General features: G+C 69.2%; 23 protein-coding genes and 1 pseudogene. 11 read left to right on the top strand and 13 right to left on the bottom strand.

Going from position 1 to position 26,418, the window contains the following annotated elements; genetic code table 11:
- Positions 1–48: 48 nt before the first annotated feature.
- Positions 49–453, top strand: a complete 405-nt coding sequence (locus K368_RS0120175; RefSeq protein WP_027173918.1) for a helix-turn-helix domain-containing protein — start codon at positions 49–51, stop codon at positions 451–453.
- Between the two features lie 43 nt (positions 454–496).
- Here K368_RS0120175 and K368_RS25185 read toward each other — a convergent pair.
- The 4 genes and pseudogenes from K368_RS25185 to K368_RS0120155 form a co-directional block, all read right to left on the bottom strand.
- Positions 497–1,630 (bottom strand): annotated as a pseudogene (locus tag K368_RS25185) (spore photoproduct lyase family protein).
- A gap of 66 nt (positions 1,631–1,696) precedes the next feature.
- Positions 1,697–2,254: a 16S rRNA (guanine(966)-N(2))-methyltransferase RsmD gene (rsmD, locus tag K368_RS0120165; protein ID WP_027173917.1), complete on the bottom strand. Its 558-nt coding sequence runs from the start codon at positions 2,252–2,254 to the stop codon at positions 1,697–1,699.
- Positions 2,251–4,473, bottom strand: a complete 2,223-nt coding sequence (locus tag K368_RS25180) for a pseudouridine synthase (RefSeq protein ID WP_036266545.1) — start codon at positions 4,471–4,473, stop codon at positions 2,251–2,253. Before K368_RS25180 ends, rsmD begins: the two co-directional genes overlap by 4 nt.
- Before the next feature lie 151 nt (positions 4,474–4,624).
- Positions 4,625–4,828, bottom strand: coding sequence for a CsbD family protein (locus K368_RS0120155; protein WP_026175827.1), 204 nt, complete (start codon positions 4,826–4,828; stop codon positions 4,625–4,627).
- A 142-nt stretch (positions 4,829–4,970) separates the two neighbouring features.
- Here K368_RS0120155 and K368_RS0120150 point away from each other — a divergent pair, with 142 nt between their 5' ends.
- Positions 4,971–5,444 (top strand): nucleoside deaminase, encoded by a 474-nt coding sequence (locus tag K368_RS0120150; RefSeq protein ID WP_027173916.1) that lies wholly within the window; start codon positions 4,971–4,973, stop codon positions 5,442–5,444.
- Positions 5,445–5,508: 64 nt separating this feature from the next.
- Entirely contained in the window at positions 5,509–6,210 is a 702-nt protein-coding gene (locus K368_RS0120145) for an SDR family NAD(P)-dependent oxidoreductase (RefSeq protein WP_027173915.1), read from the top strand.
- A 34-nt stretch (positions 6,211–6,244) separates the two neighbouring features.
- Here the strand turns inward: K368_RS0120145 and K368_RS0120140 are convergent, their stop codons facing one another.
- Entirely contained in the window at positions 6,245–7,723 is a 1,479-nt protein-coding gene (locus tag K368_RS0120140) for an MFS transporter (RefSeq protein WP_027173914.1), read from the bottom strand.
- Between the two features lie 124 nt (positions 7,724–7,847).
- Between K368_RS0120140 and K368_RS0120135 the strand changes: the two genes are divergently transcribed.
- Together K368_RS0120135 and K368_RS0120130 are read left to right on the top strand one after the other, a co-directional pair.
- The gene (locus K368_RS0120135) at positions 7,848–8,102 is read left to right on the top strand and encodes a hypothetical protein (protein WP_027173913.1); all 255 of its coding nucleotides are present in this window, start codon (positions 7,848–7,850) and stop codon (positions 8,100–8,102) included.
- Between the two features lie 551 nt (positions 8,103–8,653).
- Positions 8,654–10,378 (top strand): sensor domain-containing diguanylate cyclase, encoded by a 1,725-nt coding sequence (locus K368_RS0120130; protein ID WP_027173912.1) that lies wholly within the window; start codon positions 8,654–8,656, stop codon positions 10,376–10,378.
- 84 nt (positions 10,379–10,462) lie between these two features.
- Here K368_RS0120130 and K368_RS0120125 read toward each other — a convergent pair whose 3' ends face one another.
- From K368_RS0120125 to K368_RS0120100, 6 genes are all read right to left on the bottom strand, one after another.
- Positions 10,463–11,560 (bottom strand): ABC transporter permease subunit, encoded by a 1,098-nt coding sequence (locus tag K368_RS0120125; RefSeq protein ID WP_027173911.1) that lies wholly within the window; start codon positions 11,558–11,560, stop codon positions 10,463–10,465.
- Positions 11,557–12,480, bottom strand: coding sequence for an ABC transporter permease subunit (locus K368_RS0120120; RefSeq protein ID WP_027173910.1), 924 nt, complete (start codon positions 12,478–12,480; stop codon positions 11,557–11,559). The genes K368_RS0120125 and K368_RS0120120 overlap by 4 nt, the downstream gene beginning before the upstream one ends.
- A 13-nt stretch (positions 12,481–12,493) precedes the next feature.
- The gene (locus K368_RS0120115; RefSeq protein ID WP_027173909.1) at positions 12,494–14,092 is read right to left on the bottom strand and encodes a peptide ABC transporter substrate-binding protein; all 1,599 of its coding nucleotides are present in this window, start codon (positions 14,090–14,092) and stop codon (positions 12,494–12,496) included.
- A gap of 8 nt (positions 14,093–14,100) precedes the next feature.
- On the bottom strand, positions 14,101–14,535 hold the full coding sequence (locus K368_RS0120110; RefSeq protein ID WP_027173908.1) for a heme-binding protein: 435 nt from the start codon (positions 14,533–14,535) through the stop codon (positions 14,101–14,103).
- A 73-nt stretch (positions 14,536–14,608) separates the two neighbouring features.
- The gene (locus K368_RS0120105) at positions 14,609–15,625 is read right to left on the bottom strand and encodes an alpha/beta hydrolase (protein WP_027173907.1); all 1,017 of its coding nucleotides are present in this window, start codon (positions 15,623–15,625) and stop codon (positions 14,609–14,611) included.
- Positions 15,626–15,696: 71 nt separating this feature from the next.
- The gene (locus tag K368_RS0120100) at positions 15,697–17,571 is read right to left on the bottom strand and encodes an ABC-F family ATP-binding cassette domain-containing protein (RefSeq protein WP_027173906.1); all 1,875 of its coding nucleotides are present in this window, start codon (positions 17,569–17,571) and stop codon (positions 15,697–15,699) included.
- A gap of 107 nt (positions 17,572–17,678) precedes the next feature.
- On the opposite strand from K368_RS0120100, the gene K368_RS0120095 reads away from it, so the two are divergent.
- Complete coding sequence (locus K368_RS0120095; protein WP_027173905.1) at positions 17,679–18,614, top strand: AEC family transporter; 936 nt, start codon at positions 17,679–17,681, stop codon at positions 18,612–18,614.
- A 21-nt stretch (positions 18,615–18,635) separates the two neighbouring features.
- Here the strand turns inward: K368_RS0120095 and K368_RS0120090 are convergent, their stop codons facing one another.
- Positions 18,636–19,550 carry a UDP-3-O-acyl-N-acetylglucosamine deacetylase gene (locus K368_RS0120090; RefSeq protein WP_245259628.1) on the bottom strand — a complete coding sequence of 305 codons (915 nt, stop codon included), beginning with the start codon at positions 19,548–19,550 and terminating at the stop codon, positions 18,636–18,638.
- Between the two features lie 334 nt (positions 19,551–19,884).
- Between K368_RS0120090 and K368_RS0120085 the strand changes: the two genes are divergently transcribed.
- The 4 genes from K368_RS0120085 to K368_RS0120070 are packed head-to-tail and all read left to right on the top strand — an operon-like array spanning position 19,885 to position 23,328.
- The gene (locus K368_RS0120085) at positions 19,885–20,577 is read left to right on the top strand and encodes a Crp/Fnr family transcriptional regulator (RefSeq protein ID WP_036266543.1); all 693 of its coding nucleotides are present in this window, start codon (positions 19,885–19,887) and stop codon (positions 20,575–20,577) included.
- A complete protein-coding gene (locus tag K368_RS0120080; protein WP_027173902.1) occupies positions 20,574–21,659 on the top strand; it encodes an ABC transporter ATP-binding protein in 1,086 nt (361 codons plus the stop codon). The genes K368_RS0120085 and K368_RS0120080 overlap by 4 nt, the downstream gene beginning before the upstream one ends.
- A complete protein-coding gene (locus K368_RS0120075) occupies positions 21,659–22,546 on the top strand; it encodes an ABC transporter permease subunit (RefSeq protein WP_027173901.1) in 888 nt (295 codons plus the stop codon). The genes K368_RS0120080 and K368_RS0120075 overlap by 1 nt, the downstream gene beginning before the upstream one ends.
- On the top strand, positions 22,543–23,328 hold the full coding sequence (locus K368_RS0120070; protein WP_027173900.1) for an ABC transporter permease subunit: 786 nt from the start codon (positions 22,543–22,545) through the stop codon (positions 23,326–23,328). Before K368_RS0120075 ends, K368_RS0120070 begins: the two co-directional genes overlap by 4 nt.
- On the opposite strand, the gene K368_RS0120065 is transcribed toward K368_RS0120070, so the two are convergent.
- Positions 23,316–25,247, bottom strand: coding sequence for an AsmA family protein (locus K368_RS0120065; protein WP_027173899.1), 1,932 nt, complete (start codon positions 25,245–25,247; stop codon positions 23,316–23,318). The two genes, K368_RS0120070 and K368_RS0120065, sit on opposite strands and share 13 nt — an antisense overlap.
- Positions 25,248–25,676: 429 nt before the next feature.
- On the opposite strand from K368_RS0120065, the gene K368_RS0120060 reads away from it, so the two are divergent.
- The gene (locus tag K368_RS0120060) at positions 25,677–26,405 is read left to right on the top strand and encodes a CoA transferase subunit A (RefSeq protein ID WP_027173898.1); all 729 of its coding nucleotides are present in this window, start codon (positions 25,677–25,679) and stop codon (positions 26,403–26,405) included.
- Positions 26,406–26,418: the final 13 nt, after the last annotated feature.

Raw genomic sequence — 26,418 nt, 5'->3', positions numbered from 1 at the left:
GAGGCGCTATAGATAACCGGCGCGGCACACGCGCAAGGAGGCACATTCGTGGAACCCGGACACAGCGAGGTAACCGAGGCACAGCCATCTCACCGCCCCGGCGATTGCCGGGTGGTCGGTACCGTGCTGGCGCGGGTGGGCGACAAGTGGAGCATCCTCGTGGTGATGACGCTCACGGACGGCCCCCGGCGCTTCAACGAGTTGAAGCGGATCATCGGCGGCGTCTCGCAGCGGATGCTCACCTTCACCCTGCGCGGCCTGGAGCGCGACGGCCTCGTCTCGCGCACGGTGACGCCGACGATCCCGCCCCGGGTGGATTACGAACTCACCGACCTCGGCCGCTCCCTCCAGGTACCGGTCCAGGCGCTCGGCAGCTGGGCCTTCGCGAACCTGCCCGCGATCCATGCCGCGCGAAGCCGCTTCGACGCGGGCGGCGAGACGGACTCGGCCTGAATCCGGAACATTCGACGGGCGCGACATCGGGCCGATCGGCCGATCAGGTCCAGTAGAGGATCCGGGCGAAGGGGAGTTCGCGCGCGACGGCGGCGGTGATCGTCTCGCGCATGGTCCGCATGAGATCGCGCGGATAGACATACTTCACAGAGCCGAACTTGGTGAGCTTGCGACTGCGCTCGTCCTCCCGCATCGGCAGGTCGGAGCCGGGATACCAGCCCTAGAGCACGTCCTTCGACCCCGGGGTGAACCGGTGCGTGATGAGTTCCACGGTGAGATCGGGGCTGGATACGCCGGACAGCGCATCGGCCACCTCCCGCAGGAGGCCGCCATAGGCGTCCGGCCAATCGGCAACGGCGATGATCGGCGCGATGGTGAGCCCGACCGGGTAGCCGGCGCGGGCCATGGCGCCGAGCGCCTGCAGGCGGGCGTCGAGACTGGCGGTACCGCCCTCGTAGCGCGCGGCGGCACGGGCGTTGAGGGAGAAGCGCACGCGGGTCCGGCCCCGATGGGGCAAAGCCAGAAGGGGTTCTACGGCAGCGAATTTCGTGGTGAACCGCAATTGCACCGCCGCGTCCCAGGCGCCGAAATGCGTGATCGCCGCCGAGAGGGAGCCGGTCAGGTGCTCGATGCCGAGGGGATCGGTATAGCATGAGGCCTCGAACGTGGTGCCTTCCTCGATCCGGCCGGCCTGGGCCGAGGTGACGCCGCCCTGGCCGAGATAGGCCGGCAGGTTCTGAAGGATCGCGTCGAGATTGGCGTAGGCCCGCGTCACCGGCGGGCCGGACAGGGAGCCCGCGAGGTAGCAGTATTGGCAATGGGCCGGGCAGCCCTCGGCGAGATCGAAGCGCCAGTCGGCACTGGGTGGGATCGGCTGCAGCCGCAGCTTGCTCGGGGGCGCCACCACGATGGCGAGGGTCGCCTTCGCCTCGCGATAGGCGCGGCGCGGATCGTCGCCGCGCAGGCCCGTGAGGCGGTTGTTCTTCAGGCGCTCCACCGGGAGACCGAGCGCCTCGGCCCGAGCCAGCATCGCGCGGCCATGGGCGTAGTCCAGGGCCGCCGGCGTCACCAGGACACGGCGGGGGCGCCAGAGGCGGGAATCGCGCGGAGCATCCACCGTCTCGGCCCTCGCCGGTTCGGCCGTGACGGGATCGCGCGTGGTGTCATCGAGGACCATGCCGGGGCAACGCGGCGGCGATGCCCCAGGGTTCCCGGCGCGCGCCGGAGCCGCAGGGCCGAAGGATCAGGCCTGGAAGCGCGCGAAAGCCAGGGCGGTGTCGCCGTAGACTCGCCGTTCGAGCTCGGTGAAACCGGGCGGCAGCGCGACATTGGCGCCGGCCGCCTCCTCCACCACCACCAGGGCGCCGGGGGCGAGCCACCCCCCCTGGGACGCGCTGGCGAGAGCGGCCGGCGCGAGATCCCGGTTGTAGGGGGGATCGCAGAAGACGAGGGTGAAGGTCCCGCTGGTGCCGGCGGGGCCGAGCCTGGTCGCATCGCGGCGGAACAGCCGGGTCTTGCCGGCGCAGCCCAACGCGTCGATGTTTTCGCGGATCAGACCGCGTGCTTCCGCCCCCTCGTCCACGAGGAGGGCGTAGCTCGCCTCGCGGGACAGGGCCTCGAAGCTCAGAGCCCCGGTTCCGGCGAAGAGATCGAGAACCCGCGCGCCCGCCACCGCGTCGTCATAGGCATGGGCGAGGACGTTGAAGAGCGCCTCGCGCAGGCGGTCCGACGTGGGCCGGATCGCGTCCGATTTCGGGGTGGCGAGGCGGCGGCCACGCAGGTCGCCGCCGACGATCCTCACCGTGAGCCGCCGCGGGGCGGACGTCCGCCGCCGCCACCGGGCTTACCGCCCGCGCCACCGCCGCGATTGCCGAACCCACCAGGCTTGGCCGAACCGCCGGGACGGGACGAACCACCGGCCTTGAAGCCGCCCGGCCTTCCGGCCCCAGCGGGTTTGCCCGATCCGCCGGGCTTGCCAAACCCACCCGGCTTTCCGAACCCACCGGGCTTGCCACCCGGGCGGAAGCCGCCACGATCGGCGCCCGAGCGTTCGGCGCCGATGTCACGGTCGCCGCCCTGGCGGTCGTCGGAGCGGCCCTTGAAGCCCGCTCCCTTGAAACCGCCCGGCTTGAACCCGCCCGGCCGCCCGCCACCGGGACGATCGTCGCCGCCACGATTGAAGGCCGGCTTCTCGCTGCGGAATCCCGCCGGCTTGTCCCCGCGCGGCTCGCCGCGATTGAAGGCCGGCCGCTCTGCCCGGTCGTTGAAGCCGCCGCCGTCGCGAGGCTTGAAGCTGCGGGGGCGCTCGTCGCCGCCACGAGGCGGACCCCGCCGCTCGGCACCGTCCTGCCGTCCAAAACCGCCGCGCGGAGCATCGTCCCGGCGCGGGGGCCTCGCATCGCTGCGCGGGGGCCTGGCATCGCTGCGCGGGGGCCTGGAATCTCCGTCGAACCGGCGCTGCGGCGGCCGGGCATCGGTCTCCTCGCGGCGGGCCGCCTTGGCATCGGATTGGCGCAGCGTCCGGACCGGGCGCTCGGCGGCGCCCGTCTCGTCGCGCCGGGCGCCGCGGTCGCGGCGATGCGGCTCGGGGGCCGGCTCCTGCGGGCTCGCCTTCAGGCGCTCCACCAGAACCCGACGCTCGCCGGTATTGATCGCGCCCACGCGCTCGCGGCCTCGGGCAGCGGAGGCCTCACGCTCGGCCTTGGGATCGGCGCCACGACGGGGGATCTTGACCCGGCGCGGACCATCCTCCTGCGGCACGGCCTCTTCGGCGCGCCAGACCGAGCGGCGGGGGCCGGCGCTGTTGCCGCCGGTGGGAACCCGTGCGGGTTCGGCGGGCCTGCGCAGGGGGCGGTCGCCGCCACGGTCGCGGTCGCCACCACGCTCACCGCCGCGCGGGGCGTCGTCGTAGCTCCGGCCAGCACTCCTCGCCGCGGCCGCCGAGGCGCTGCGGGCGGGCTGCTTGGTCTGTTGCTGAGCCGCTTTCGGCGAACCGAACGGGGCGATGGGCTCGCGGTTGGGGCTGGTGAAATCGACGCCGGCCTGGTCGGCGAGGGTTGGGCCCAGCTGCTCCTTGAGCACCTTGGTGCGGATCTCCTCGACGAGGCCCACTTCGAGGTCGCCGAGCTGGAACGGGCCGAAGGACAGGCGGATCAGCCGGTTCACGGCCAGACCCAGATGTTCGAGGATGCGTTTGACCTCGCGGTTCTTGCCCTCGCGCAGGCCGAGCGTCAGCCAGAGGTTGTCGCCCGAGGCCCGGTCGAGGACCGCGTCCACCGGGCCGTAATCCATGCCGTCGATGGTGACGCCCTTGCGCAGCTTGTCGAGCTCGGCCTGGTTCGTGTCGCCGTGCGCGCGGACGCGGTAGCGCCGGAGCCAGCCGGTATCCGGATGCGCGATCACCTTGGCGAGGCCGCCGTCGTTGGTGAGCAGCAGCAGGCCCTCGGTGTTGATGTCGAGACGGCCGATGGCCACGACGCGCGGCAGGTCCTCGGGCAGGGCCTCGAAGACGGTCTGGCGCCCTTCCGGGTCGCGGGCCGTGGTCACCAGACCCCGCGGCTTGTGATAGATCCACAGCCTGGTCCGCTCGCGGGCGGGCAGGGGCTCGCCGTCGACGGTGATCTCGTCCGCATCCGTCACGTTGATCGCAGGCGAGGTAAGGACCTTGCCGTTGAGGGTGACGCGGCCCTCGGCGATCATCGCCTCGACGTCGCGGCGGGACGCGATGCCGGCGCGCGCGATGGCCTTGGCGATACGGTCGCCCTCGGGCGTCGCCGCATCGGAATCACCGGCGGCGGCCGTCTCCGCGGCCTTGGCCGCCGGCCGCGGCAACGCCGCCTTGCGGCGCAGGGGAGCGTCGCCGCCCCTGGCGGGCGCGGCCCGGCGCGGGGCCGGCTGCTCTTCGGCGGAAGGTCCGGGCACGCCCGCATCAGTCGCCGGGGACCACGCTTCGCCGGAAACGTTATTGGTCTCGGGCGCGTCCTCGGACCCGCCCGTCTGTTCGTCTGTCTTGTCGCTCATCCGAGCCCCATAACAGAGCGGAGGCGCGGTTGCGAGCGATTGCGCGTGGAGCGGCCCGCCCTCCGCGCAAGGGGGCGTTGCGGCCGCACACGGAAAAGGCGGCCTCCCGGCCACCTTCTCGTGCGTATTTTCTAATGTTCGGTGCCGAGGCTCAGAGCTTGCTCTTCACCGTGTCGGCGGCATTCTTGACGCCGTCCTTGGCGTCACCGACGGTCTTCTGGGCTTCGCCCTTCAGTTCCTGGGCCTTACCCTCGGCCTTGAGCTTGTCGTTGTCCGTGGCATTGCCGATGCCCTGCTTCACGTTGCCGACCGCTTCGTTGGCGAGACCCTTGATCTTGTCGGTGGTGCTGCTCATCGTCTGCTCCTGAAAAGATCCTGCGGCCTTGCCGCGTCGGAATGGAAACGGCTCCGTCGCCGCGAGGTTCCTGCCGGGGCGGATCACGGGGTCGCGACTCGGACATTTCCTCAACGACGACATAAGTTTGGGGCCGACGATCATGACTGCGCCCGTCTCCCCGAAGGCCGCGACGGACCCGCTGAGCCTCGCCTTCGATGCCGCCCGCCGCGCGGCCTACGAGGGAGAGGTGCCGGTGGGAGCCGTGATCGTGCGGAACGGAGCGATCCTCAGCGTCGCCCATAATCGCCCCCGCGCACTGTGCGATCCCACCGCTCATGCAGAGATCCTGGCGATCCGCGCCGCCTGCGCCGCCATCGATGACGAGCGCCTGATCGGCTGCGACCTCTACGTCACCCTGGAGCCCTGTCCGATGTGCGCCGGCGCCATCTCGTTCGCGCGCATCCGCCGCCTTTATTTCGCGGCCCTCGATCCGAAGGGCGGCGGGGTGGAGCACGGACCCCGGGTCTTCAACCAGCCCACCTGCCACCATGTGCCAGACGTCTATGGCGGCTTGCGCGAGGCGGAGGCCGCCACGCTCCTGCGCGATTTTTTTCGCGATCGGCGGGAGGGCTGAGGCCAGGAGCCTTCCCAGGCATTGGGACGTTCGGCAACAGAACCTCTACATCCGGAGATACCCCATGGTCCCGACCTACCAGCGTGCCCTCATCGTCGGCGCCGGAGAAGGCCTGAGCGCCTCGCTGGCGCGGCGCCTGTCCCGCGAGGGCCTTCGCCTCGGTCTCGCCGCGCGCTCGATCGGCAAGCTCGAAGGGCTGGCGGCCGAGACCGGAGCCGCCTTGCATTCCTGCGATGCCGTCGACTCGTCGGACGTGGAGGCGCTGTTCGCCCGGATGGAACCGGCGCTCGGGGGCCAGCCCGACGTCGTGATCTACAATGCCAGCGGCCGGTTGCGCGGACCCGTCGCCGATCTCGACCCGGACGCAGTGCGTCACTCCCTGATGGTCTCGGCCTATGGCGGATTCCTCGTGGCCCAGGCCGCCGCACGACGCATGCTGCCGGGGCGCCATGGCGCGATCCTGTTCACGGGGGCGTCGGCGAGCGTGAAGGGCTATGCCGAATCCGCAGCCTTCGCCATGGGCAAGTTCGCCCTGCGCGGCCTGTCGCAGAGCCTGTCACGGGAGCTCCAGCCGAAGGGCATTCATGTCGCCCATTTCGTCATCGACGGCGGGATCCGCAGCAGCGCCCGCCCCGAGACCGCGGATGCCCCCGACAGCCTGCTCGATCCCGACGCCATCGCCTCGGCCTATTGGGACGTCCTGCGCCAGGACCGCAGCGCCTGGACCTCGGAGATCGCGCTGCGTCCGTGGGTGGAGCGGTTTTGAGGCATCCGGAAGGCGCCCCGGTCCTGGCCGGCGTTCAGGCCGCCGCCAGCGGCTTCGAGACATCCTCCAGGGATTTGCCCTCGGCGGCCGTGCCCCAGATCCCGCCGACGATGGCGGCGATCAGCATCAGCACGGCACCGATGCCGTAGCCGATCAGCACGTTGTCGCGGGATCCTGTCTCCACCAGGGCGCCGAACAGGAGCGGGCCGGAGACGCCGCCGATGCCGGTGCCGAGCGCATAGAACACCGCGATGGCGAGCGCCCGGATCTCGAGGGGAAAGGTCTCGGCCACGGTGAGGTAGGCGGCGGAGGCCGCGGCGGAGGCGAAGAAGAACACCACCATCCAGGCCGCCGTCTGACCGACGGGGCCGAACACCTCGATCTTGAACAGGTAGCCGGTGATGGTGAGCAGCACCGCCGAGATGCCGTAGGTGAAGGCGATCATCTGGCGGCGGCCGATCGTGTCGAACAGGTGGCCGAGCAGCAGCGGGCCGAGGAACGATCCCAGCGCGAAGGGCAGCAGGTACCAGCCGACATGGTCCCCCGGCACCCCGTAGAAGCGCTGGAGCACGAGGGCGTAGGTGAAGAACAGCGCGTTGTAGAAGAACGCCTGCGCGATCATCAGTGCGAGCCCCACCAGGGTCTGCTTGCGGTAGCCGACCAGCATGGTGCCGAAGACTTCCTTGAGCGGCGTATGGCTGCGCGTCTTCAGCTTCATCCGCTTGGATTCGTCCACCGGCGGCAGGGTGATGCCTTCGTCGGTGAAGCGCTTCTCGATGCCGGTGACGACCCTGTCCGCCTCGGCGACGTAGCCGTGGGTTGCGAGCCAGCGAGGGCTCTCGGGAATCCAGGTCCGCAGCAGCAGGATCACGAGGCCGATGCCGCCGCCGACGAAGAAGGCGATGCGCCAACCCCAGGCCGGGTCGATCATGCCGGGACGCAGCACGGCGATGGAGAGGAAGGAGCCGAGAGCCGCCCCGATCCAGAACGATCCGTTGATAACGAGGTCGGTCCAGCCGCGCACGCGGGCCGGGACGAGTTCCTGGATGGTGGAGTTGATGGCGGTATACTCGCCGCCGATGCCGGCGCCGGTGAGGAAGCGGAAGAGGCAGAAGCTGTAGATGTTCCATGACAGGCCGGTGGCCGCGGTGGCAGCGAGGTAGAGGGCCAGCGTGATGAAGAACAGCTTCTTGCGGCCGATCCGGTCGGTGAGCCAGCCGAAGCCGAGCGCCCCGACCACCGCGCCGACGAGATAGGAGCTCGCCGCCAATCCGATATCGAACTCGGTGAAGCTCATGGGCTCGGCCCTCAGGGCGCCGACCAGGGAGCCGGCGAGGGTGACTTCCAGCCCGTCGAGCACCCAGGTGATGCCGAGCGCGACGATGACGAGGATGTGGAAGCGTCCCCAGGGCAGCCGGTCGAGACGAGCGGAAATATCGGTGTCGATCACCGTGCCCATCGGAACCCGCTCGGGCGGGGCGGAGCCCGGCTTTGCCTCGACCGTACTCGTCATCGACGCCTCGTTAACTCTCGAACACGATTGCTGTTGGCAATGAACGGCCAAGCCTCGGGGTTCCGTCGGCGTCTTTACCTATTCACGCTCCAATCATGGCGCTCGTCTCCGGGTGTCTCGACCGATGAATCCCCGCCTTCTCTCCGCCATCCTCGCCACCACCGCGCTTGCGGGTGCCGTGCTCACGCCATCGCCACTTCGCGCCAACGAGGCCTCGCACAGGCCACCGCGCGGAGCCGAAGGCTGGCGTCTGCGCCCCGCCGACGTGACGACGACGGGAAGCACCGTCGCCGCGGTCAAGGACCGCCCGACCGCCGACATTCCGGCGGAGCGGCGCACCGTGCGGGTGGTCTATCCCGGGCTCCTTGCCGACCGGTAAGCATCCGTCACAGCGGCGCGGACGCGCTTCGAGGACGCGGATACGAGCGTCTACCTCGGGTCGACCCGTCGACGGTCGTTCCGCTCGGCGCCCGGCAAGGGCGATGGGCGGCTTCCGGACGCGGCAGGCACATGACGGCGTGACAATCCACACCGACATGAACAGAGCGACAGATTAGCGCCCAATAATATATAAAAATATGATCCAGTTATTTTGACTGCATGCTACTATAAACACTGTAAGAAAGTTCATGAATATTCTCACTCTATTAAGATATTATTGAAATTATCCTATTATAAATATTTAACTATTGTGTTGGTAATTTTAGTTGGTAATTACCAATGTATTCTTGAATTATAACGATGATAATAAAATCAATAATTTGACACATGGTAGCGAGATTTTTCCAGAGCTGCCCCCCGCCCCGTGGCATACTATTCATCGATTCCCATATGTGACACTTTTGATTTAAATGAAAAATTGACTCTGCGGGTTGACGCTCTCTCAAGCCCAAGAGCTGCAGGGTCGGTTCCGATGAAGGGTCAGAGACGATGCTGGGACGGCTGGCCGACAAGATATCCCTGCGGCACCAGATCAGCCTGTTCGCCGGGGCAGTCGGCCTGTCCATCGTAGCCGCGAGCACATTGAGCTCCGCGCTGCTGGCGCGCGAGCAAGCCACCGAGATGGCGCAGAACGCCCTGCTGCAGGTGGCCCGATCCGTCGCCGATCGCCTGGACCAGGACATGGCGGAGCGCCTGCGCGAAATTCGCAACGTGGCCGCACTCGATCCGCTGCAATCCCACTGGATGGAAGAGACCGGAAGTCTGCGCAAAGTCCTGCAGACGATGCAGAAAACCCTTCCCGACTATGCCTGGATCGGCTTTGCCGACGAGACCGGAAAGGTGCGCGCGGCGACCGGCGGCATCCTGGAAGGCGCGAATGTCGGGCAGCGTCCCTGGTTCATCGACGGGATGAAGGGCGCGGTCGCCGAGGACGTTCACGTCGCGGCCTTGCTGCAGAGCCTGCTCAAGCCCAGTACGGACAAGACTCCGTTCCGGTTCGTCGATTTCGCATCTCCCGTCACCGATGCATCGGGCCGGATCATCGGCGTCCTGGGAAGCCATCTCAGCTGGAGTTGGGCGGACGTGGTGCGTCGGGAAGTCCTGTCCTCGCGCAGGTCGGAACTGAAGGAGGAGATCGTCGTCCTCGACCGGACCGGCCGCGTGCTCCTCGGACCGGGGCTCGGGACCACACCCTATTCGCCAGCCGATCTCGCGGCGGGCCATTTCATCGCGAGCGGACCGGATGGCCAACGGCTTGCCGCCGTCTCGGCTACCCGCGGCCGGGGCGACTATACCGGTCTCGGCTGGATCGTGGTCGCCCTCCAACCGGTGGATACGGCGCTCGCGGGTGCCCACCGCCTGACATTCCTCATCACTCTGATCGGCCTCGGTGCCGCTGCGGTCGGCGTACTCGGCATCTTCCTGGTGGTGACACGCCTGAGCCGCCCGCTTACCCACCTCACGGATGCGGTGGACCGGATCGGCCGTGAGCCGAATGCGACGATGACGGAGCGGGTCCATGGCTCGCCCGAGGTGCTGCGCCTGTCCGCCGCCGTCAGATCCCTGCTGAGACGGATCGGCACCGCCGAGGCCGATGCGCGAGACGTCGAGACCGAAGCGTCACGGGCGGTCCAGGCCGCGCAGGACCGGGTCAAGCGCATCGGAGCCGACCTCCAGGCCATGCAGCTCATCGCCAACAAGGACGCGCTCACGGGCCTTCTCAACCGGCGCGCGTTCCTTCCCCTCGCGAAGGCGGCGTTGAACGACTTCAAGCTCCAACGCCGCCCCATCGCGGTGCTGATGATCGACATCGACCATTTCAAGCGGGTCAACGACCGTTACGGCCACCCGGCGGGCGATGTGGTCATCCGCAAGGTCGGCTCCATCATCAACGACACCATCAGGACGACGGACAAGGTCGCGCGCTTCGGCGGCGAGGAGTTCGTCGTCCTGCTCGTCGACAGCAGCTCCGTCGGCGCGGCGTTGATCGCGGAGCGCATTCGCCAGACCGTGGCGAGCACCGTGTTCGAGCCGGACAACAATCGCCTCCTGGCGACGATCAGCATCGGCATCGCCGAGGCGGAGCCATCCGACAGGGACATCGACCGCACCATCGAGCGCGCGGACCGTGCCCTCTACGAGGCGAAATCGCGGGGACGCAATTGCATCCACACTTTCACGACGGACATCGCCGACCTGAAATCGGTGGCATAGCCAATCCTCAGGATCCTATGATCGACCTCAATTCGAGGCCGCCGAGGTCCATGCCGGTCCGATCGGGCCACGGCCTCGAGGCCGTCATCTCTCGGCGATCCGCGGATCGAGGGCGTCGCCGAGGCCGTCACCGAGGACGTTGAGGGCCACCAGGGTGGAGACGAGGAAGGCGGCGGGGCCGGCGAGCATCCACGGGGCGGATTCGAGGGCGCGCGCGCCCTCCGCGATGAGCGCGCCCCAGCTCGTGGCCGGTTCCTGTACCCCGAGGCCGAGGAACGACAGGAAGCTCTCCAGCAGGATCACCTTGGGCACGAGGAGGGTCGCCGCCACCGTGACGGGACCGAGCGTGTTCGGGACGATGTGCCGGCGCAGGATCGCCGCCGTGGACAAGCCGAGGGCCTCGGCGGCGCGGACGAAATCGCGATGCCGCAGGGAGAGGGTCTGGGCGCGGACGAGGCGGGCCATGTCGAGCCATTCCACCGCGCCGATGGCGACCAGGATCAGCCCCAGCCCGGAGCGGAAGAACACCAGCAGCATGATCACGAAGAAGACGAAGGGCAGCGCGTAGAGCATGTCGACGACGCGCATCATCACCGCGTCGGCCGCGCCGCCGAGATAGCCGGCAAGCGCGCCGTAGGCGATCCCGATGAAGAGCGCCACAGCGGTGGCGACGGCCCCGATGAGGAGGGAGACGCGCCCGGCGACGAGACTCCGGGTGAGAATGTCCCGCCCCAGCATGTCGGTGCCCATGAGGAACCGCAGGCGGCGCAGAGGTGCCTCGACCACGAGGCGGCGCCCCCCGTCCCGGCGCTCGACGATGGAGGCGGGGCCGAACAGGTCCGAGCGGGGCAGATAGACCAGGACCCGTTCGTCGATGGGACCGGTATCGTTAGGCTTGGAGACACCCGAAAACACCATGCGGACCGTATCGCCGGTGACCGCGATGTCCGAGACCGAGAGCCGCATGCGGAAGGCGAGGCGCGTGAGGGCGGGGGCGATCTCGTCGGGCTCGGGATGGGCGGCGAGGCCCGGCGCGGTGCGCACGAGGTCGGGGTAGATCCGCCCCGGCTCGTGGCCGGTGAGAAGTGGCCCGACGAGGCAAGCGAGCGTCATCGCCACGAGAATCAGGAAGGCGGCAAGGGCACCGCGGTTGCGCGCGAACCGGGTCCATGCGCGCCTCATCGGGCTGTCCTCAAGCGCGGATCGAGGAGGGCGCAGACGATGTCGGCGACGATGTTGAGGAGGGTGACGAACACGGCCACCAGCACCACGGTCCCCATCACCAGGGTGTAGTCGCGGTTGAGCGCCCCGTCGACGAAGGCGCGGCCGATGCCGGGCAGGCCGAAGATCGTCTCCACCACGACGGAGCCGGTTAGCAACGCGGCGGCGGTCGGTCCGAGGACGGACACCACCGGCAGCAGCGCACCGCGCAGGGCGTGGCGGGCGATGCGATGGGGCGGCAGGCCCATGGCGCGCATGGTGCGGACCGGCTGGGCGTTCAGCGCCTCGTTGAGCGAGGCCCGCGTCAGGCGGGCGATGGCGCCGACCTGCGGCAGGGCGAGGGTGAGGACGGGAAGCATGAGATGCGACGGCGCTCCGCCCTCCCAGCCTCCCACGGGGAGCCAGCGCAGGGTCAGCCCGAACACGATCTGGAGCAGTGGCGCCACGACGAAGTTGGGCAGCGCCAGGGTCAGCCCCGCGAGGAGGCCGATGGCCCGGTCGATCCATCCGCCGCGACGGTGAGCGGCCCAGCCTCCCAGGCCGATCCCGCAGGCCAGCGCCAGGACGAGGGCGAGGCCGCCCAGGGTCATGGAGACGGGCAGGCCGCGCGCGAAGAGATCCGCGACGGTGAGGTCGCGGAACGAGAAGGAGGGGCCGAGATCGCCCCGCATCAATGCGCCGAGATAGCGCCCGTACTGGACGAGAAGCGGCTGATCGAGGCCGTAGACGGCAGCGAGGTTGCGCATCGCCGCCGGCGGCAGCGGACGTTCCAGGTCGAACGGACCTCCGGGGGCGAGGCGGATCAGGAAGAAGCTGCCGGTGACCACGAGGAACAGGGTCGGGACCGCCTGGGCGATGCGGCGCAGGATGAGGCCGATCATGCCGCCGCCGGCCTCACGGTTCGAGTCTCAGGAAGCGCGTCGGCGACGCGTTGCGCAGGTTCGGGTGATAACCCGTGAGACGGCTTGAGATCAGCGCCTTCGAACGGGTGTGGAGCACCGGGATCCACGGCAACTCGTCGAGGATGATCGTCTCGGCCCGGAACAGGAGGTCGGCCCGCCTGCCGAGATCCCGCTCGGCGGCCGCCTCGCGCATCAAGCCGTCATAGGCCGGATTGCTGTAACGGCCGGGGTTGAGCCCGTCATTGCCGGTCTCCAGCAGGAACAGGAAGTTCTGCGGATCGGAGTAATCGGCGAACCAGGACATGCGGGCGACGTCGAAATCGCCGCCGTCGCGCAGATGGGCGAAGTGGGTCTTGGCGTCGGTATAGACGAGGCGGGTCTCGATGCCGATGGCGCGCCACATGTCGGCGATGGCCACCGCCGTATTGCGGTTGTTGTCGGTGGTGTTGAAGCGATACTCGATGTGGAGGGGCTTGCCGCCCGGGCCGAACCCGGCCTCGGCGAGCAGTGACCTCGCCTCCTCCTCGCGGTCGATGGGCATGGCGTTCCGCCCGGCGAGCTCCGGCGGCGCGCGGTAATTGTCGAGGCCCGGCGGGCACAGGGACCAGGCCGGCGCCATGGTCTCGCCCCACAGCCTCTCGGCCAGGAACTCGCGGTCGATCACCAGGGACAGCGCCCGGCGCAGGCGGGCGTCGTCGAAGGGGGGCTTGCGGGTGTTGACGGCCAGGGCATAGAGCCCGAGCGACGGGCCGAGGACGACCTGACCGCCGAACCTCGCCTTGAGGGAGGAAATCTGGTCGCCGGGCAGGTCGGCCAGGGAATCGATCTCCCCGGCGGCATAGCGGCGGACCGCGCTGGACAGGTCGGGCGTCGGCAGGAAGGCCACGGTCTCGATGGAGATCCCGTCCGCCGCATGGAAATGCGGGTTGCGCCGCAAGGTGATGCGGTCGTTCGGCACCATGTCGACGAGGGCGTAGGCGCCGTTGCTCACGAGGTTGCCCGGCCGGGTGAAAGCATCGCCGAAGCGCGCGATCGAGGGCGGGTGTACCGGCAGGGAGGTCTGGTGGGTCAGGAGTTCGAGGAGATAGGGCGTCGGCCGGTCCAGGGTGACGACGAGGGTCCGTGCATCCGGTGCCGTCACGCCCAGCATCTCGGGCGCCGCCTCGCCCTGGTTCACCGCGCGGGCGTTCTTCAGCGGATACAGCACCTCGGCGTATTTCGCCGCCGTCTCCGGGGCCATGATCCGGCGCAATCCGAAGACGAAGTCGGCCGCCACCACGGGATCGCCGTTCGACCAGCGCCCGTTCTCGCGCATGTGGAACGTGTAGGTCAGGGCGTCGTCGGAGACGGACCAGTGCGTCGCGGCGCCGGGAATGAGGGCGCCGTGATTGTCGTAGGTGAGCAGGCCCTCGTAGAGGTCGCGCAGGATGTGCGCCTCCGCCACGGTGGAGGACTTGTGCGGGTCGAGGGTCTCGGGGTCGGCATCGTTGCCGCGCCGGTAGACGGGAGACGCCGCCGCACGCGCCGGACCGGTTCCTGCCACGAGCAGGGCGCCGCCACCGAGAAGGCAGGCGCGCCGGTCCATGCGCATGGCGGCGCTCAGGCGCCGGTCTGCGCGGTGAAGCCGGCCGCCTCGATGCCAGCCAGGGCACAAAGCTCGTCGTTGTCGGAGGTATCGCCGGAGATGCCGACGGCGCCGATGACCGCATCTCCGTCGCGGATCAGGACGCCGCCCGGCACCGGCACGAGCGCGGCGGGACCGACGAGATGGCTGACGGCCGCCACGAAATAGGCCTGCTCCTCGGCCCGCTTTTGGATCGCTCGGCCGCCGAGGCCCAGCGCCAGGCAGCCATTGGCCTTGCCCATGGCGACCTCCGCCCGGCGCAGGGACGTACCATCCTCCGCGGCCATGGCCTTGAGCGCGCCGCGCGCATCGTAGACCACCACCGCGAGGGGCTTCAGGCTGTGCCCGCGCGCCGTCTCGAGAGCGGTGGCGACGATGGTCTGGGCAGAGGCGAGGGTGAGGTCGGGCATCGGCTTACCGGGGGATGAGTTCACGGGTCATACCGGACGTAGCCCGGCCGTCGATGCCGGACCAGCCCCGGCTTCACCCGTCAAGGGCGGACTGGAACGCATCGTAGTGCCGCGTCACCGCCGCCACGTCCTCGAAATGCGGGAAGGCTCCGGTGGGCAGGACATCGACGGTCCAGTTCGGGCGGCCGGCGACACGGTCGGCATGGCGATAGTCGACGAAATCCCCGCGCACCCCGTGGATCATCCAGACCGGGAGGACGAGCGCCTCGTAGAACCGCCCCGGCGCATCGGGAAACAGGGAGCCGGACAGGAACGAGAACGGCGCATGCCGCGCGCCCGGGCGATGCGCCGAGGCGTGGTCGTAGGCGAGCAGGCCCTCGTCGATGTCCTTCGAGCCCCAGGTCTTCTCCAAGAAGAAGCGCATGCTCGGCCGGCTTGCGAGGAGATCGAACAGCGGCTCTCCCCAGAGCGGCGCGTTCAGCATGGCGCGGGCGACGGCGCCGCCATGCCGTGTCCGGTCGCGATGCCGGCCGACGAAGCGGGAATCGAAGCCGGTGGGGCTGACGAGGCCGAGGCTGCGATAATCGCCGGGCGCCTCGAGAGCGGCGGCGGCGAGGTACTCGCAGGACAGGGACAGGGCGACGGCATCGATCTCCCCGCCGCCGTGTCGAGCACGGATCTCGGCGGTGACGGCCTGGATCGCATCGGTCATCAAGCGGGGCGTGTAGACCCGGTCGCTGCGCTCCGAGAAACCGAAACCGGGCAGGTCGAGGGCATAGACCGGGCGGCTCCCCGCATAATGCCGGTAGAGGGGACGGATCTCGTAGGCATTCGCGGCCGCGTTGACGGAGTGGATCAGCAGAAGCGGAACGCCCGGCGCGGTTGCGTCGCCGTAGAGGCCGATATCCCCGGCCGGCGTTTCCAGGCGCTCGTGCCGGCCCGGCAGGGCGGGATGCAGCGTCCGATCGTGGTCGATCGCCAACCGGCTCCATGCGATCCATGCGCCCGCCGCGCCGAGGGGCAGGAGGGCGAGCTTGGCGGCGAGGCTCACGCGGGATGCGGGCCTGTCGCGGTGGATCGGTGCGGGCATCGTGTCGTCCAACTAGGGAGTCGGTTGCGGGAAACGCGAAGCGTCCTGGGTTGATCCAGGCCTTCCCCTCGCTACGCCGTCGCGCCCTCGATCTCGCCGCTGAGTTCCAGCCATTCCTCCTCGGCCGCTTCCAGGGCGGCGGCCGCGTCCGAACGCATCTTGGCGAGCTCGCCGGCCTTGGCGGCGTTGGTCTGGAAGGCGGTGCCGTCGGCGAGCGCCGCGTCGATCTTCGTCATGGCATCGGTGAGCTTCTTCATCCGCGCCTCGACCCCCTCCAGCTTCTTGCGCAGGGGGGCCAAGGCCACGCGACGGTCGGCGCTGGAGCGGCGTTCCAGCGCCTTCACCCCGCCGGTCGCCTCGGACGTGCCCTTCTCGGCCTCGCGTTCGGGGCCGGCGAGGACGAAGCGACGGTAATCGTCCATGTCCCCGTCGAAGGCCTTGACGCTGCCGTTCGCCACGAGCCAGAGCCGGTCGGCGCAGGCCTCCACCAGGAAGCGGTCGTGGCTCACCAGGATGACCGCGCCCTCGTACTCGTTGATCGCCTCCACCAGGGCCTGCCGGCTCTCGATGTCGAGGTGGTTGGTGGGCTCGTCAAGGATGAGGAGATGCGGCCCCTTGAAGGCCGCGAGGCCCATCAGCAGGCGCGCCTTCTCGCCGCCCGAGAGCTGCGAGACCGGCGTCTCCGACTTGGTCCCCGAGAAGCCGAGCCGGGCGGCGGCGGCGCGGGCCTTCGATTCCGGCACGTCCGGCATCAGGTCGCGGACATGGGCGTAGGCGCTCTCGGCCGGGCGCAACTCGTCGAGCTGGTGCTGGGCGAAGTAGGCCACCTCCATCTTGCCCGAACGCCGCATCTCGCCGCTCAAGGGGGGCAGGCGCCCGCCGATGAGCTTGCAGAAGGTCGACTTGCCGTTGCCGTTGGCGCCCAGCAGCGCGACCCGGTCGTCGGGGGCGAGGCTGAGGTTGAGCCCCGACAGCACGATCCGGTCAGGATAGCCCGCCTGCACCCGCTCCATGGCGACGATGGGCGGGGACAGCGGCCGCTCCGGGCTCGGCAGGCGGAAGGCCGGCACGTCGTCCTCGATCACCGAGGCGATGATCTCCATCTTGGCGAGACGCTTGACCCGGGACTGGGCCTGGCGCGCCTTCGTGGCCTTCGCCTTGAATCGGTCGACGAAGCTCTGGAGATGCGCCCGCTCCGCATCCTGCTTGGCCTTCGCCTTGGACTGGAGCACGCGCTTCTCGGCCACCTGCCGGGCGAAGCTCGTGTAGCCGCCCCGGTAGATGCTGAGCTTGCCGCGATCGAGATGGAGGATGTGGTCGACGCATTCGTCGAGCAGGTCGCGGTCGTGGGAGATGATGACGGCGGTGCGCGGGTAGCGTTCGAGGTAGTCGTAGAGCCAGATCGTCCCCTCGATGTCGAGGTAGTTGGTGGGCTCGTCGAGGAGGAGCAGGTCGGGTTCGGAGAACAGCACGGCGGCCAGGGCCACGCGCATGCGCCAGCCGCCGGAGAAGTCGGAACAGGGCCGCCCCTGCGCCTCCGCATCGAAGCCGAGGCCGTGCAGGATCGCCGCCGCGCGGGCCGGGGCCGAATGCGCCTCGATATCGACGAGTCGGGTCTCGATCTCCGCCCGGCGCAGGCCGTCGGCATGCTCCGCTTCCGCCATCAGGCGCGCCCGCTCGGTATCGGCGGCGAGCACCACGGCATGCAGCGTCTCCGGCCCGGCCGGAGCTTCCTGCGCCACGGCGCCGATGCGCATGCCTTTGGGCATCGACACGGTGCCGCCCTCGGTGGGCAATTCGCCGAGGATCGCCTTGAACAGCGTCGTCTTGCCCGCGCCGTTGCGCCCCACGAGCCCGACGCGGGCCCGGTCCGGAATGACGAAGGTGGCGCCGTCGAGGATCAGGCGTTCGCCGATGCGGTAGGTGAGGTCGTTGACGCGGAGCATGACAGGCTTCTGGCGGCGCGCGGCAAGGGTTGCAAGGGGAAGGACAATAGGAGGAGGGCGGCTGTCGACCGTATCCGGCGCGGGCGGAGCGCTGTAATCCGGCCGCCATGACCCTGACGCTTCTCGCCGCCCTCGTGCCGATCGCGCTTCTGATAGGCCTCGGCGCGGCCCTGCGCCGCCTCGGCTTCCTCGCCGAGGGCTTCTGGCCGCAGGCCGAACGCCTCGCTTATTACGTGCTGCTGCCGAGCCTGCTCCTGGACAGCCTCGCCACCGCCCGCCTTGCCGACGTCCCGGTGGGTGCGCTCGCCCTGGTCCTGGTTTTCTCCACCCTCGCGGTGGCGGGGCTCGCACTGGCAGCCCGGCCGCGCCTCGGCTTCGAGGGACCGGCCTTCACCTCGGTGTTCCAGGGAGGGATCCGGTTCAACAACTATGTGGGGGTCTCGGCGGCGGCGGGTCTCTACGGCGCCCAGGGCGTCGCACTGGCGGCGGTGGCGAACGCCGCCATCGTGCCGACGGTCAACGTCCTTTGCGTGCTGGTCTTCGCCCGTTTCGGCACGGCGGGGAGGCCCTCGGCCCTCGGCCTCGCGCGTCAGATCGCCCTCAATCCCCTCGTCGTCGGCAGCCTCGGCGGCATCGCGCTCCAGGCCTCGGGGCTCGGCCTGCCACCGGGACTCGAACCGATGTTGCGGGCCCTGGGGCAGGCGTCCCTTCCACTGGGCCTGCTCTGCGTCGGCGCCGCCCTCGATTTCGGGGCAGCGCGAAGCTGGATCCGGCCGGTCGCCGTGGCGTCCTTGATCAAGTTCGGGCTCATGCCGGCCGCCACCGTGCTGGCCTGCCTCGCCTTGGGACTCAAGGGTCCGGCTGCGGTGACGGCCCTGCTGTTCCAGACTTTGCCGACCGCGTCGTCGTCCTACATCATGTCACGCCAGCTCGGCGGGGACGCACCGCTGATGGCAGGGATCACGGCGACCCAGACCGTAATCGCAGGGGTGGCGCTCCCTCTCGTCCTGGCCATCGTGCTCGCTTTGGCGGGAATCGGCTGAAACACCCCGGCTGGGTCTGCATCAGGCCAGTTCCCAGGCGGCGGGATCGTTCATCAGCGCCGCGACCAGGGCGTGGTTCAGTTCGTGCCCCGTATGCGCGGCCTCGATCCGGCCAAGGATCGGGACTCCCGCCAGCGCCAGATCGCCGATCAGATCCAGCATGCGATGGCGCGCCGGCTCGTCCGGCACCGTCATCCCGCCGAGGATGCGGCCGCCCACGATGCAGGCGGTCGAGGACAGGTTCGCCCCCCGCAGCAGCGGCTTGCCCATGAGCGTACCGTAGATCTTGGCCGGAATCGCCCATTTGGCACGCCCGAAGCTGCGCGAGGGAGCCAGTTGCTCGGTGAACACCTTCGGGGTGATCGTGCCGGACCAGTGCATGGGGGCGAAATGGGAGAGTTCGAGGCGACCGGAGAGGTGGAGCGCGTCCGCCGGCTCGATCCTCAATGTCCGGTGGTCCTGACGGACTTCGACCGACCGCAGCACCCGGATGCTGCGCAGCGGCGCGCCGCTCTCGGTCCGGCCGCTCGCGCGAAGGCCCTCGCACCAGGGCAGGGCGCCTCCATTGAAGATCGGCAATTCCTCCGCGTCGAGGGAGATGAGCGCGTTGTCGATACCATGGGCGTAGAGCGCGGCCAGAAGATGCTCCACGGTCCGGACCAGGGGGCCTTGGGGCGAGCGCAGGGCGGTGCAGAGCGGCTGCGTCTCGCGAAAGGTCCAGAGGGCCGGCACATCCACCATACGGCCACGGCCGAGGGTGCGTCGGAACACGATACCATGGTCGTCGTGGGCGGGCGCGACGGTGACTGCGACGCTGCGCCCGGTATGCAGGCCGTAGCCCGTCAGACGGAAGCTCGCCGACAGGGTCGCCTGCCGGCGGCGCGAACTCGGCAGCGCCACCTCGCGCGCAGCCTGGATCGATGGCGGGGAGAGCAATCCCGGTTCGATCCTCGATGGCTCTGACGGAAGGGTCGCGCCTGTGACGTCTCTCGATGACGCTGGCTCTACCAACACTTCCCGGCTCCCGGCGCGATCAACCGGGATTGTCTTAAGACAGGCGGTTCATTCTCGGCGTACGCCCAGCGTAACCCGGATCAATCGCAGAGGCGGGTAAACTACGCGCGATGAGCAACGTCTTTCTCACACGATCGCAATGCCGCACCGGAGCCGAAAATCTGGCGGCTCGACTTTTGGTAGGGATGGTTTGTCGGAATGGGTTGACCCACGGGACCGGCAGCTTAACGATCACCCGCTTTAGGAGACGATACCCGTGACTGCAGGACGGCTGGCGACAATCCCCTTCTTCAAGGAGCCGGGAATCGAGCTGTCTGCCTACGAGACCCGCTGTCATTGGCGTCGGTTCGACGAGAACGAAGTCCTGGTCGATTACGACGACATCTCCACCGATGTGTATTTCCTCGCCTCGGGCGAGGTCCGCATCCTCAACCGCTCGCAATCCGGCAAGGAAGTCATCCTGGGCGAGATGCGGGGCGGCGCGTTCTTCGGCGAGCTCGCGGCGCTCGACGGGATCGGCCGCTCGGCCAACGTCACCGCCCTGACCCGCGGCGAGGTCTGTGTCGTCCCGGCCCCGACCTTCCGGCAGATGATCTTCGCCTCCGAGGCCATCGCCGACCGTCTGTTCCGGCTGCTGGCCAAACGCGTGCGCGAACTCAACACGCGGCTGATGGAACACGCGCTCCTCGACCTGCGCCACCGCCTCTATGCCGAGCTGCTGCGCCTGTCGGTGCCTCGCGCGGGCGGCGATGGCGAACGGGTGGTGACACCGCCGCCCTATCACCACGTGCTGGCCGCCCGCATCGGTTGCCGGCGCGAGCAGGTGACCCGCGAGTTCACCGTGATGGCGGCCGATGGTCTGATCGACCGGACCCGGGGCGCCCTCGTCATCCGCCGGCCCGATCTGCTGGAGGCGCGGGTGGCCGAAGCCTTGCGCGAGGACAATTGACGGCGCGGAACGCCGTGGCTCCGTTCCTCACCCTCCAACGGTTGACGAAGACGTTCGGTACCCATGACGCGGTGGCGGATCTCTCGCTCGACATGCCAGCCGGCGAAATTCTCTGCCTGCTCGGCCCCTCCGGTTGCGGCAAGAGCACCCTGCTTCGCCTCATCGCCGGGTTCGACGCGCCCACGGGCGGAACGATCCACCTCGACGGGACGGATCTCACCGGCCTCGCCCCGCACAGGCGGCCGGTGAACATGATGTTCCAGTCCTACGCGCTGTTTCCCCATCTCAGCGTCGCGCGCAACATCGCCTACGGGCTGAACGGCCTCGGTCGCGCGGCCGCCTCCGCCCGCGTGGACGAGTTGCTGCGCCTGGTGCGGCTGGAGGATTTCGGGAACCGGCGTCCCGAGACCCTGTCCGGAGGCCAGCGCCAGCGCGTCGCCCTCGCACGCGCCCTGGCGCGGGAACCGAAGGTCCTCCTCCTCGACGAGCCCCTCGGCGCCCTCGACCGGGGTCTTCGCGAGGAGACCCAGGGCGAGCTGCGCGCGATCCAGCGCCGCCTCGGCACCGCCTTCATCATCGTCACCCACGACCCCTCGGAGGCCATGGCGCTCGCGGACCGGATCGGCGTGATGGACAAGGGCCGTCTCGTCCAGATCGGCCGATCCGAGACGCTCTACGAACGGCCGGTGAACCGCTTCGTCGCCGGCCTCCTCGGCGACGTGAACCTCATTCCGGGGACGGTCCGGGACAGTGACGGGGCGCTGGTACGGGTCGAGACCGCCCTCGGTCCGGTCCTCGCCCTCGGGGAGGGAGCCCCGGCCGCCGGCGCTCCCGCGCTGATCGCCCTGCGCCCCGAACGCGTAGGAGCTTCACCCGTCGATCCGAAGGCCGCCGAAGGTCGCAATGCCCTCGACGGGCAAGTCGAGGCCTCGACCTATCTCGGCGACCGCATCCGCCTCCAGATCCGCATGGTGGACGGCAGCACGATCCGCGCGACCCTGCCCGCCGGAGCCGGGCTCGCCAGTGGCGCCCCGGTGCGCCTGTCCTTCGCCCCCGACGCCGCGACGGTCATGGCGGCGTGATGAAGCGGTTCCTCCCGGTTGCGCCGTATCTGTGGCTCGCCGCCTTCGTGCTGCTGCCCTGCCTCATCACCCTCAAGATCAGCCTGTCCTCGCCGGCAACGGCACAGCCGCCCTACCTGCCGGTGCTCGACTGGAGCGCCGGGATCGACGGATGGGGCGCGTTCCTCGAAGCCCTGGACTTCGCCAATTTCGAGACCCTGGCCGGCGACAGCCTGTATCGCGACGCAGCCCTGTCCTCCCTGCTTTATGCGGCCACAGCGACGGCGATCCTGGTGATCCTCGGCACACCCGTCGCCCATGCGCTGGCCCGCTCGCCGGCCCGACTCCAGCCGCTCTTCGTGGCCCTCGTGATCGTGCCGTTCTGGACGAGCTTCCTCATCCGCATCTATGCCTGGATCGCGATCCTGAAGCCCGAAGGCCTGCTCAATGCCGGCCTCATCTGGACCGGGCTCATCGCCCGCCCCCTCGACATCCTGAACACGCCGGCCGCGGTGATGATCGGCCTGACCTATGCCTATCTGCCCTTCATGGTGCTGCCGCTCTACGCGGTGCTTTCCCGCCTCGACCCGACCCTGACGGAGGCCGCCGCCGATCTCGGCGCCTCACCGGCGCGGGCGTTCTGGACCGTGACACTGCCGCTGGCACGGCCCGGCATCGTCGCGGGCGCGCTCCTGTGCTTCATTCCGATGGTGGGCGAGTTCATCATCCCGGATCTCCTCGGCGGCTCCGACACGCTGATGCTCGGCCGCGTCCTGTGGAGCGAGTTCTTCTCCAACCGCGACTGGCCGCTCGCCTCGGCGGTGGCGGTGCTGCTCCTCGTCCTCATCGTCGGACCGATCGTGCTGTTCCGCGATGCCGAGCGCCAGCGCGGGGAGGTCGGCCGATGAGTCCGCTCAACCGCCTCAGCCTCGGGCTCGGACTCGCCTTCCTCTACGCACCGATCGCCGTCCTCGTCGTCTTCTCGTTCAATGCCTCGTCCCTCGTCACGGTCTGGGGCGGGTTCTCCACACGCTGGTACGGGGTACTCCTCAACGACGGCCCGCTCATCGCCGCCGCCCTGGTCTCCCTGAAAGTGGCGTCGCTCGCCGCCCTGGTGGCGACGATCCTCGGCACGCTGGCGGCCCTGGCCCTGAACCGCAGCGGCCGCTTCGGCGGACGGGGCGCCTTCACCGGCCTCGTCTACGCGCCGATGGTGATGCCGGAGGTGATCACCGGCCTTTCGCTGCTGCTGCTCTTCGTCGGGCTCGGCCTCGACCGCGGCCTCGCGACCCTGATCATCGCCCACGCCACCCTCGGCCTCGGCTTCGTCGCCGTGGTGGTGGGCGCCCGCTTGAAGGGGCTCGACCGCTCGCTGGAGGAGGCGGCGGCGGATCTGGGGGCGGGACCGCTCCGCGTCTTCGCCACGGTTACCCTGCCGCTGATCGCACCGTCCCTGGCAGCGGCGTTCCTCCTCGCCTTCACCCTCTCCCTCGACGACCTCGTCATCGCGAGCTTCGTCTCGGGACCGGGGGCGACGACGCTGCCGATGCGGCTCTACAGCCAGGTCCGTCTCGGGGTGAACCCGGAAATCAACGCCGCTTCGACGCTTCTGGTCGGCGGCGTCACCCTCGTCGTGCTGACGGCGTCGTTCCTCGCAGGCCGCCCCTCCGCCGGGGTTCAGGGCACGTAGGCCCGCACCCGTGTGGGCAGGTCGAGCGCCCCCGTCCGCGGCCCCCGCATGGCATCGGGAGCGAGGATCGAGCCGCCCCGGGAATCGAGATCGGAACCGCCCTCGCGCGGGATGAGGCGAACGGCGACGGCGTCCCAAGGGCCATCGATATCGAAGAGCGGCCCCTGCGCCACGGCCGGCGGCAGGCTCTGGGGCGCGACCGGCCGCAGGACGGTGTCGGCGGATGCGCGCGGTATCAGCTCGGCCCTGGCGGCGAGGGTCCGCTCCGGCAGCGACAGGGTTCCGTGCAGGGACGCGGACAACGACGTCGTCTTCAGCATTCCGTCAGTGATGTCGCCGATCCCGTCGACGAAGCGAAGGATCACCCCCGCGCGCTCGAAGGGCGTACGGCCATTCCGGCGGACCAGGGCGCCATCGGCGGCAACGCCGTTGCGGTGGACCACGTCGGCGAGGTCGAGCCCGGCGAGGGTGCCGTTTTCCATGGCCAGGGACGAGCGGCCGTTGAGGTGAGCGATCAGCCCGGCGGCGGTGCGGCCCGAGCCCTCCAAGGTGAACTGTCCCTGGGCGTTGCCCAGGATCCAGCCCTCCTGTCCGACATCGACCAGGAGGGCGCCGACATCGAGCTGGTCGAAAGCCCCCTGCGCACGCAATTCCGTCTCGCCGCGATCGGTGGCCGAGGTGGTGAGGCCGAACCGTCCCTTGACAAGACCGCCCCTCACCATGGCGCGGACGAGGGAGCCCTCCACGCTGCCTTCGCGCACCAGGAGGCTCGATGCGAGATCCTCCATCACCACCGGGCCGAGGCGGGCACTGCCCGCCGAGAGGCGCAGGTCGAGGTCGCCTCCGGTGAAGGGCCGCAGGGCCAGACTCTGCCGGCTCCAGCCGTTGGCGTTCAACGTGTCGTCCGAGCCGAAGACCCGGACCAGCGTGGCCAGAACGGGGGCGAGGTTGAGGCTCTCCGCCGCCAGGGTCGCCTGCAGGGCCGGGCGCCCCTCGCCGAAGCTGATCGAACCGGCACCTTCGAGGCTGTTGTCGCCGAGCCGCAGACGCATGGAGGGCAGAAGCAGGTTGCGGCCCGAACTCTCGAAGGTCCCGTCGATGGCGAGCGTGTCGAGGAAGGGCGACAGGGCGATGTCGGTCCCCGCCCAGGCTAAGGTCTCGCGCAGGGAGCGGGTCTGCAGGCTGCCCTGGCCGCGAAGCGACACCCCATCGGCGAGGCTGCCGCTTCCCTCCGCCGTCATCTGGCCCGCGGGCCAGGTCGCGCTGGCCGAGAACGGGGATTCGCGGCCCGAGAACAGCTCGTCCAGGCGAACCCCGGACAGCGAGAACCGGGTGGGAGTCTCGTTCCAGACGAAGCTTCCCGCGACGTTGGTCTGCGAACTCCAGAACGGCCAGGCGAGAACCAGATCGACGTCGCTGGCGGTCTGAGCACTGCCGTCGCGGGGATCGCGCCCCACCAGAATCGCATCCGTGAGGCTGATGCGACGGGGACGCGACGCACCGCCCTCGGTCAGGCGCGCCTTCAGGCGACGGAACGGCTCGACCCAGCGCCGATCCCCGTCATCGGCGGGGAGAGTGATCGTGGTGCGTTCGAGGGAGAGGGTATCGATCTCGATGCGGCCGGCAATGAGGGCGCGGATTCCGAGCTTGAGAGTGAGCGATCCGCCCTCGGCGAGAAGCGGCCCGTCCACCGTCCCGGCGTTGAGCCGGACGCCCTCGAAATCCAGCCGGGGAATGGGAAGCAGGGCGATGCCCGCCGGCCCCTCGGCCGTCATCGCGATTCCGTAACCGGTCGCCAGCGACTTGCCGACGCCCCGTATCAGGCGCGCGGAGGCCACGGACCAGGGCAGGCAGGCAGCGATCAGGGCGAGGACGAGGCTGCCGAGACAGACGGCCGGCAGAAGGCGGCGGAGCGGCATATCTCTCCCTATCGGAGCAAAACCGCGACGCGCGGTCCCGCGCACGGCCTCGCCTAGCCGCTGCGGTCGATCTTCAAGAACCTGCCCCCCGTTCCATTCCATAGCGAGCCGGACGGGGTTTGTCTGCCATGCATCATTTCTCCACAGTGGAGCATTCGGAAGCGGGCTCCCGTCCTCGCGGCCGCCATCTCCCCCAGACGGCTCATTCTGCTACAGGTCTCGCCACCCTTATCCTTTCCATCACGATGTTCTCCCGCAGGATCTTGCCGAAACGCCATGTCCTGGCGCAGAGACAGGACGGACGGACGCGGCCCTCCCCGGTAGGTCTCAAGCCCCGCGCGAGCCGGGCCGGGGAGGCTGGATTGGCTCGCGTTTCGCAGGGCGGCCCGAAACGGCGCCAGGGACCGGATTTCGGGAGGAAGGCTTGAGATGAAGAAGGTATATTCCGACGCCACGCAGGCGGTTGCCGGCTTGCTCAAGGACGGCATGACGATCATGGCCGGCGGCTTCGGCCTTTGCGGCATCCCCGACGAGCTGATCGACGCGATCCAGGCGTCGGGGGTCAAGGATCTCACCGTCATCTCCAACAATGCCGGCATCGACAATGTCGGCCTCGGCAAGCTGCTGCAGACCCGCCAGATCGGAAAGATGATCTCGTCCTATGTGGGTGAGAACAAGGAATTCGCCCGCCAGTATCTCGGCGGCGAACTCGCCATAGAGTTCAACCCGCAAGGCACGCTCGCCGAGCGCATCCGCGCGGGCGGGGCGGGCATCCCCGCCTTCTTCACCAAGACCGGCGTCGGCACCCTCATCGCCGAGGGCAAGGAGGTGCGCGAGTTCGACGGCGAGGATTACGTGATGGAGCGGGGCCTGTTCGCGGATCTCGCCATCGTCCATGCCTGGAAGGGCGATACCGAAGGCAATCTCGTCTACCGGAAGACCGCCCGCAACTTCAATCCGATGATGGCCACCGCCGCCAGGGTGACGGTCGCCCAGGTGGAGCATCTGGTCCAGCCCGGCGAGATCGACGGAGACGCGATCCATACGCCGGGCATCTTCGTCAAGCGCATCATCCACGTGGCGATCCGCGAGAAGAGGATCGAGCAGCGCACCACGCGCAAGCGTGGCGAGACCGCCGCCTCCTCCGCCGCCGTCTGACATCCTAGGGAGA

The organism is Methylobacterium sp. 10, from assembly GCF_000519085.1.
In the GTDB taxonomy this organism is placed as follows: domain Bacteria; phylum Pseudomonadota; class Alphaproteobacteria; order Rhizobiales; family Beijerinckiaceae; genus Methylobacterium.
Note: the sequence above shows the minus strand (reverse complement) of the source record. Positions and strands in the feature narration are given on the sequence as shown.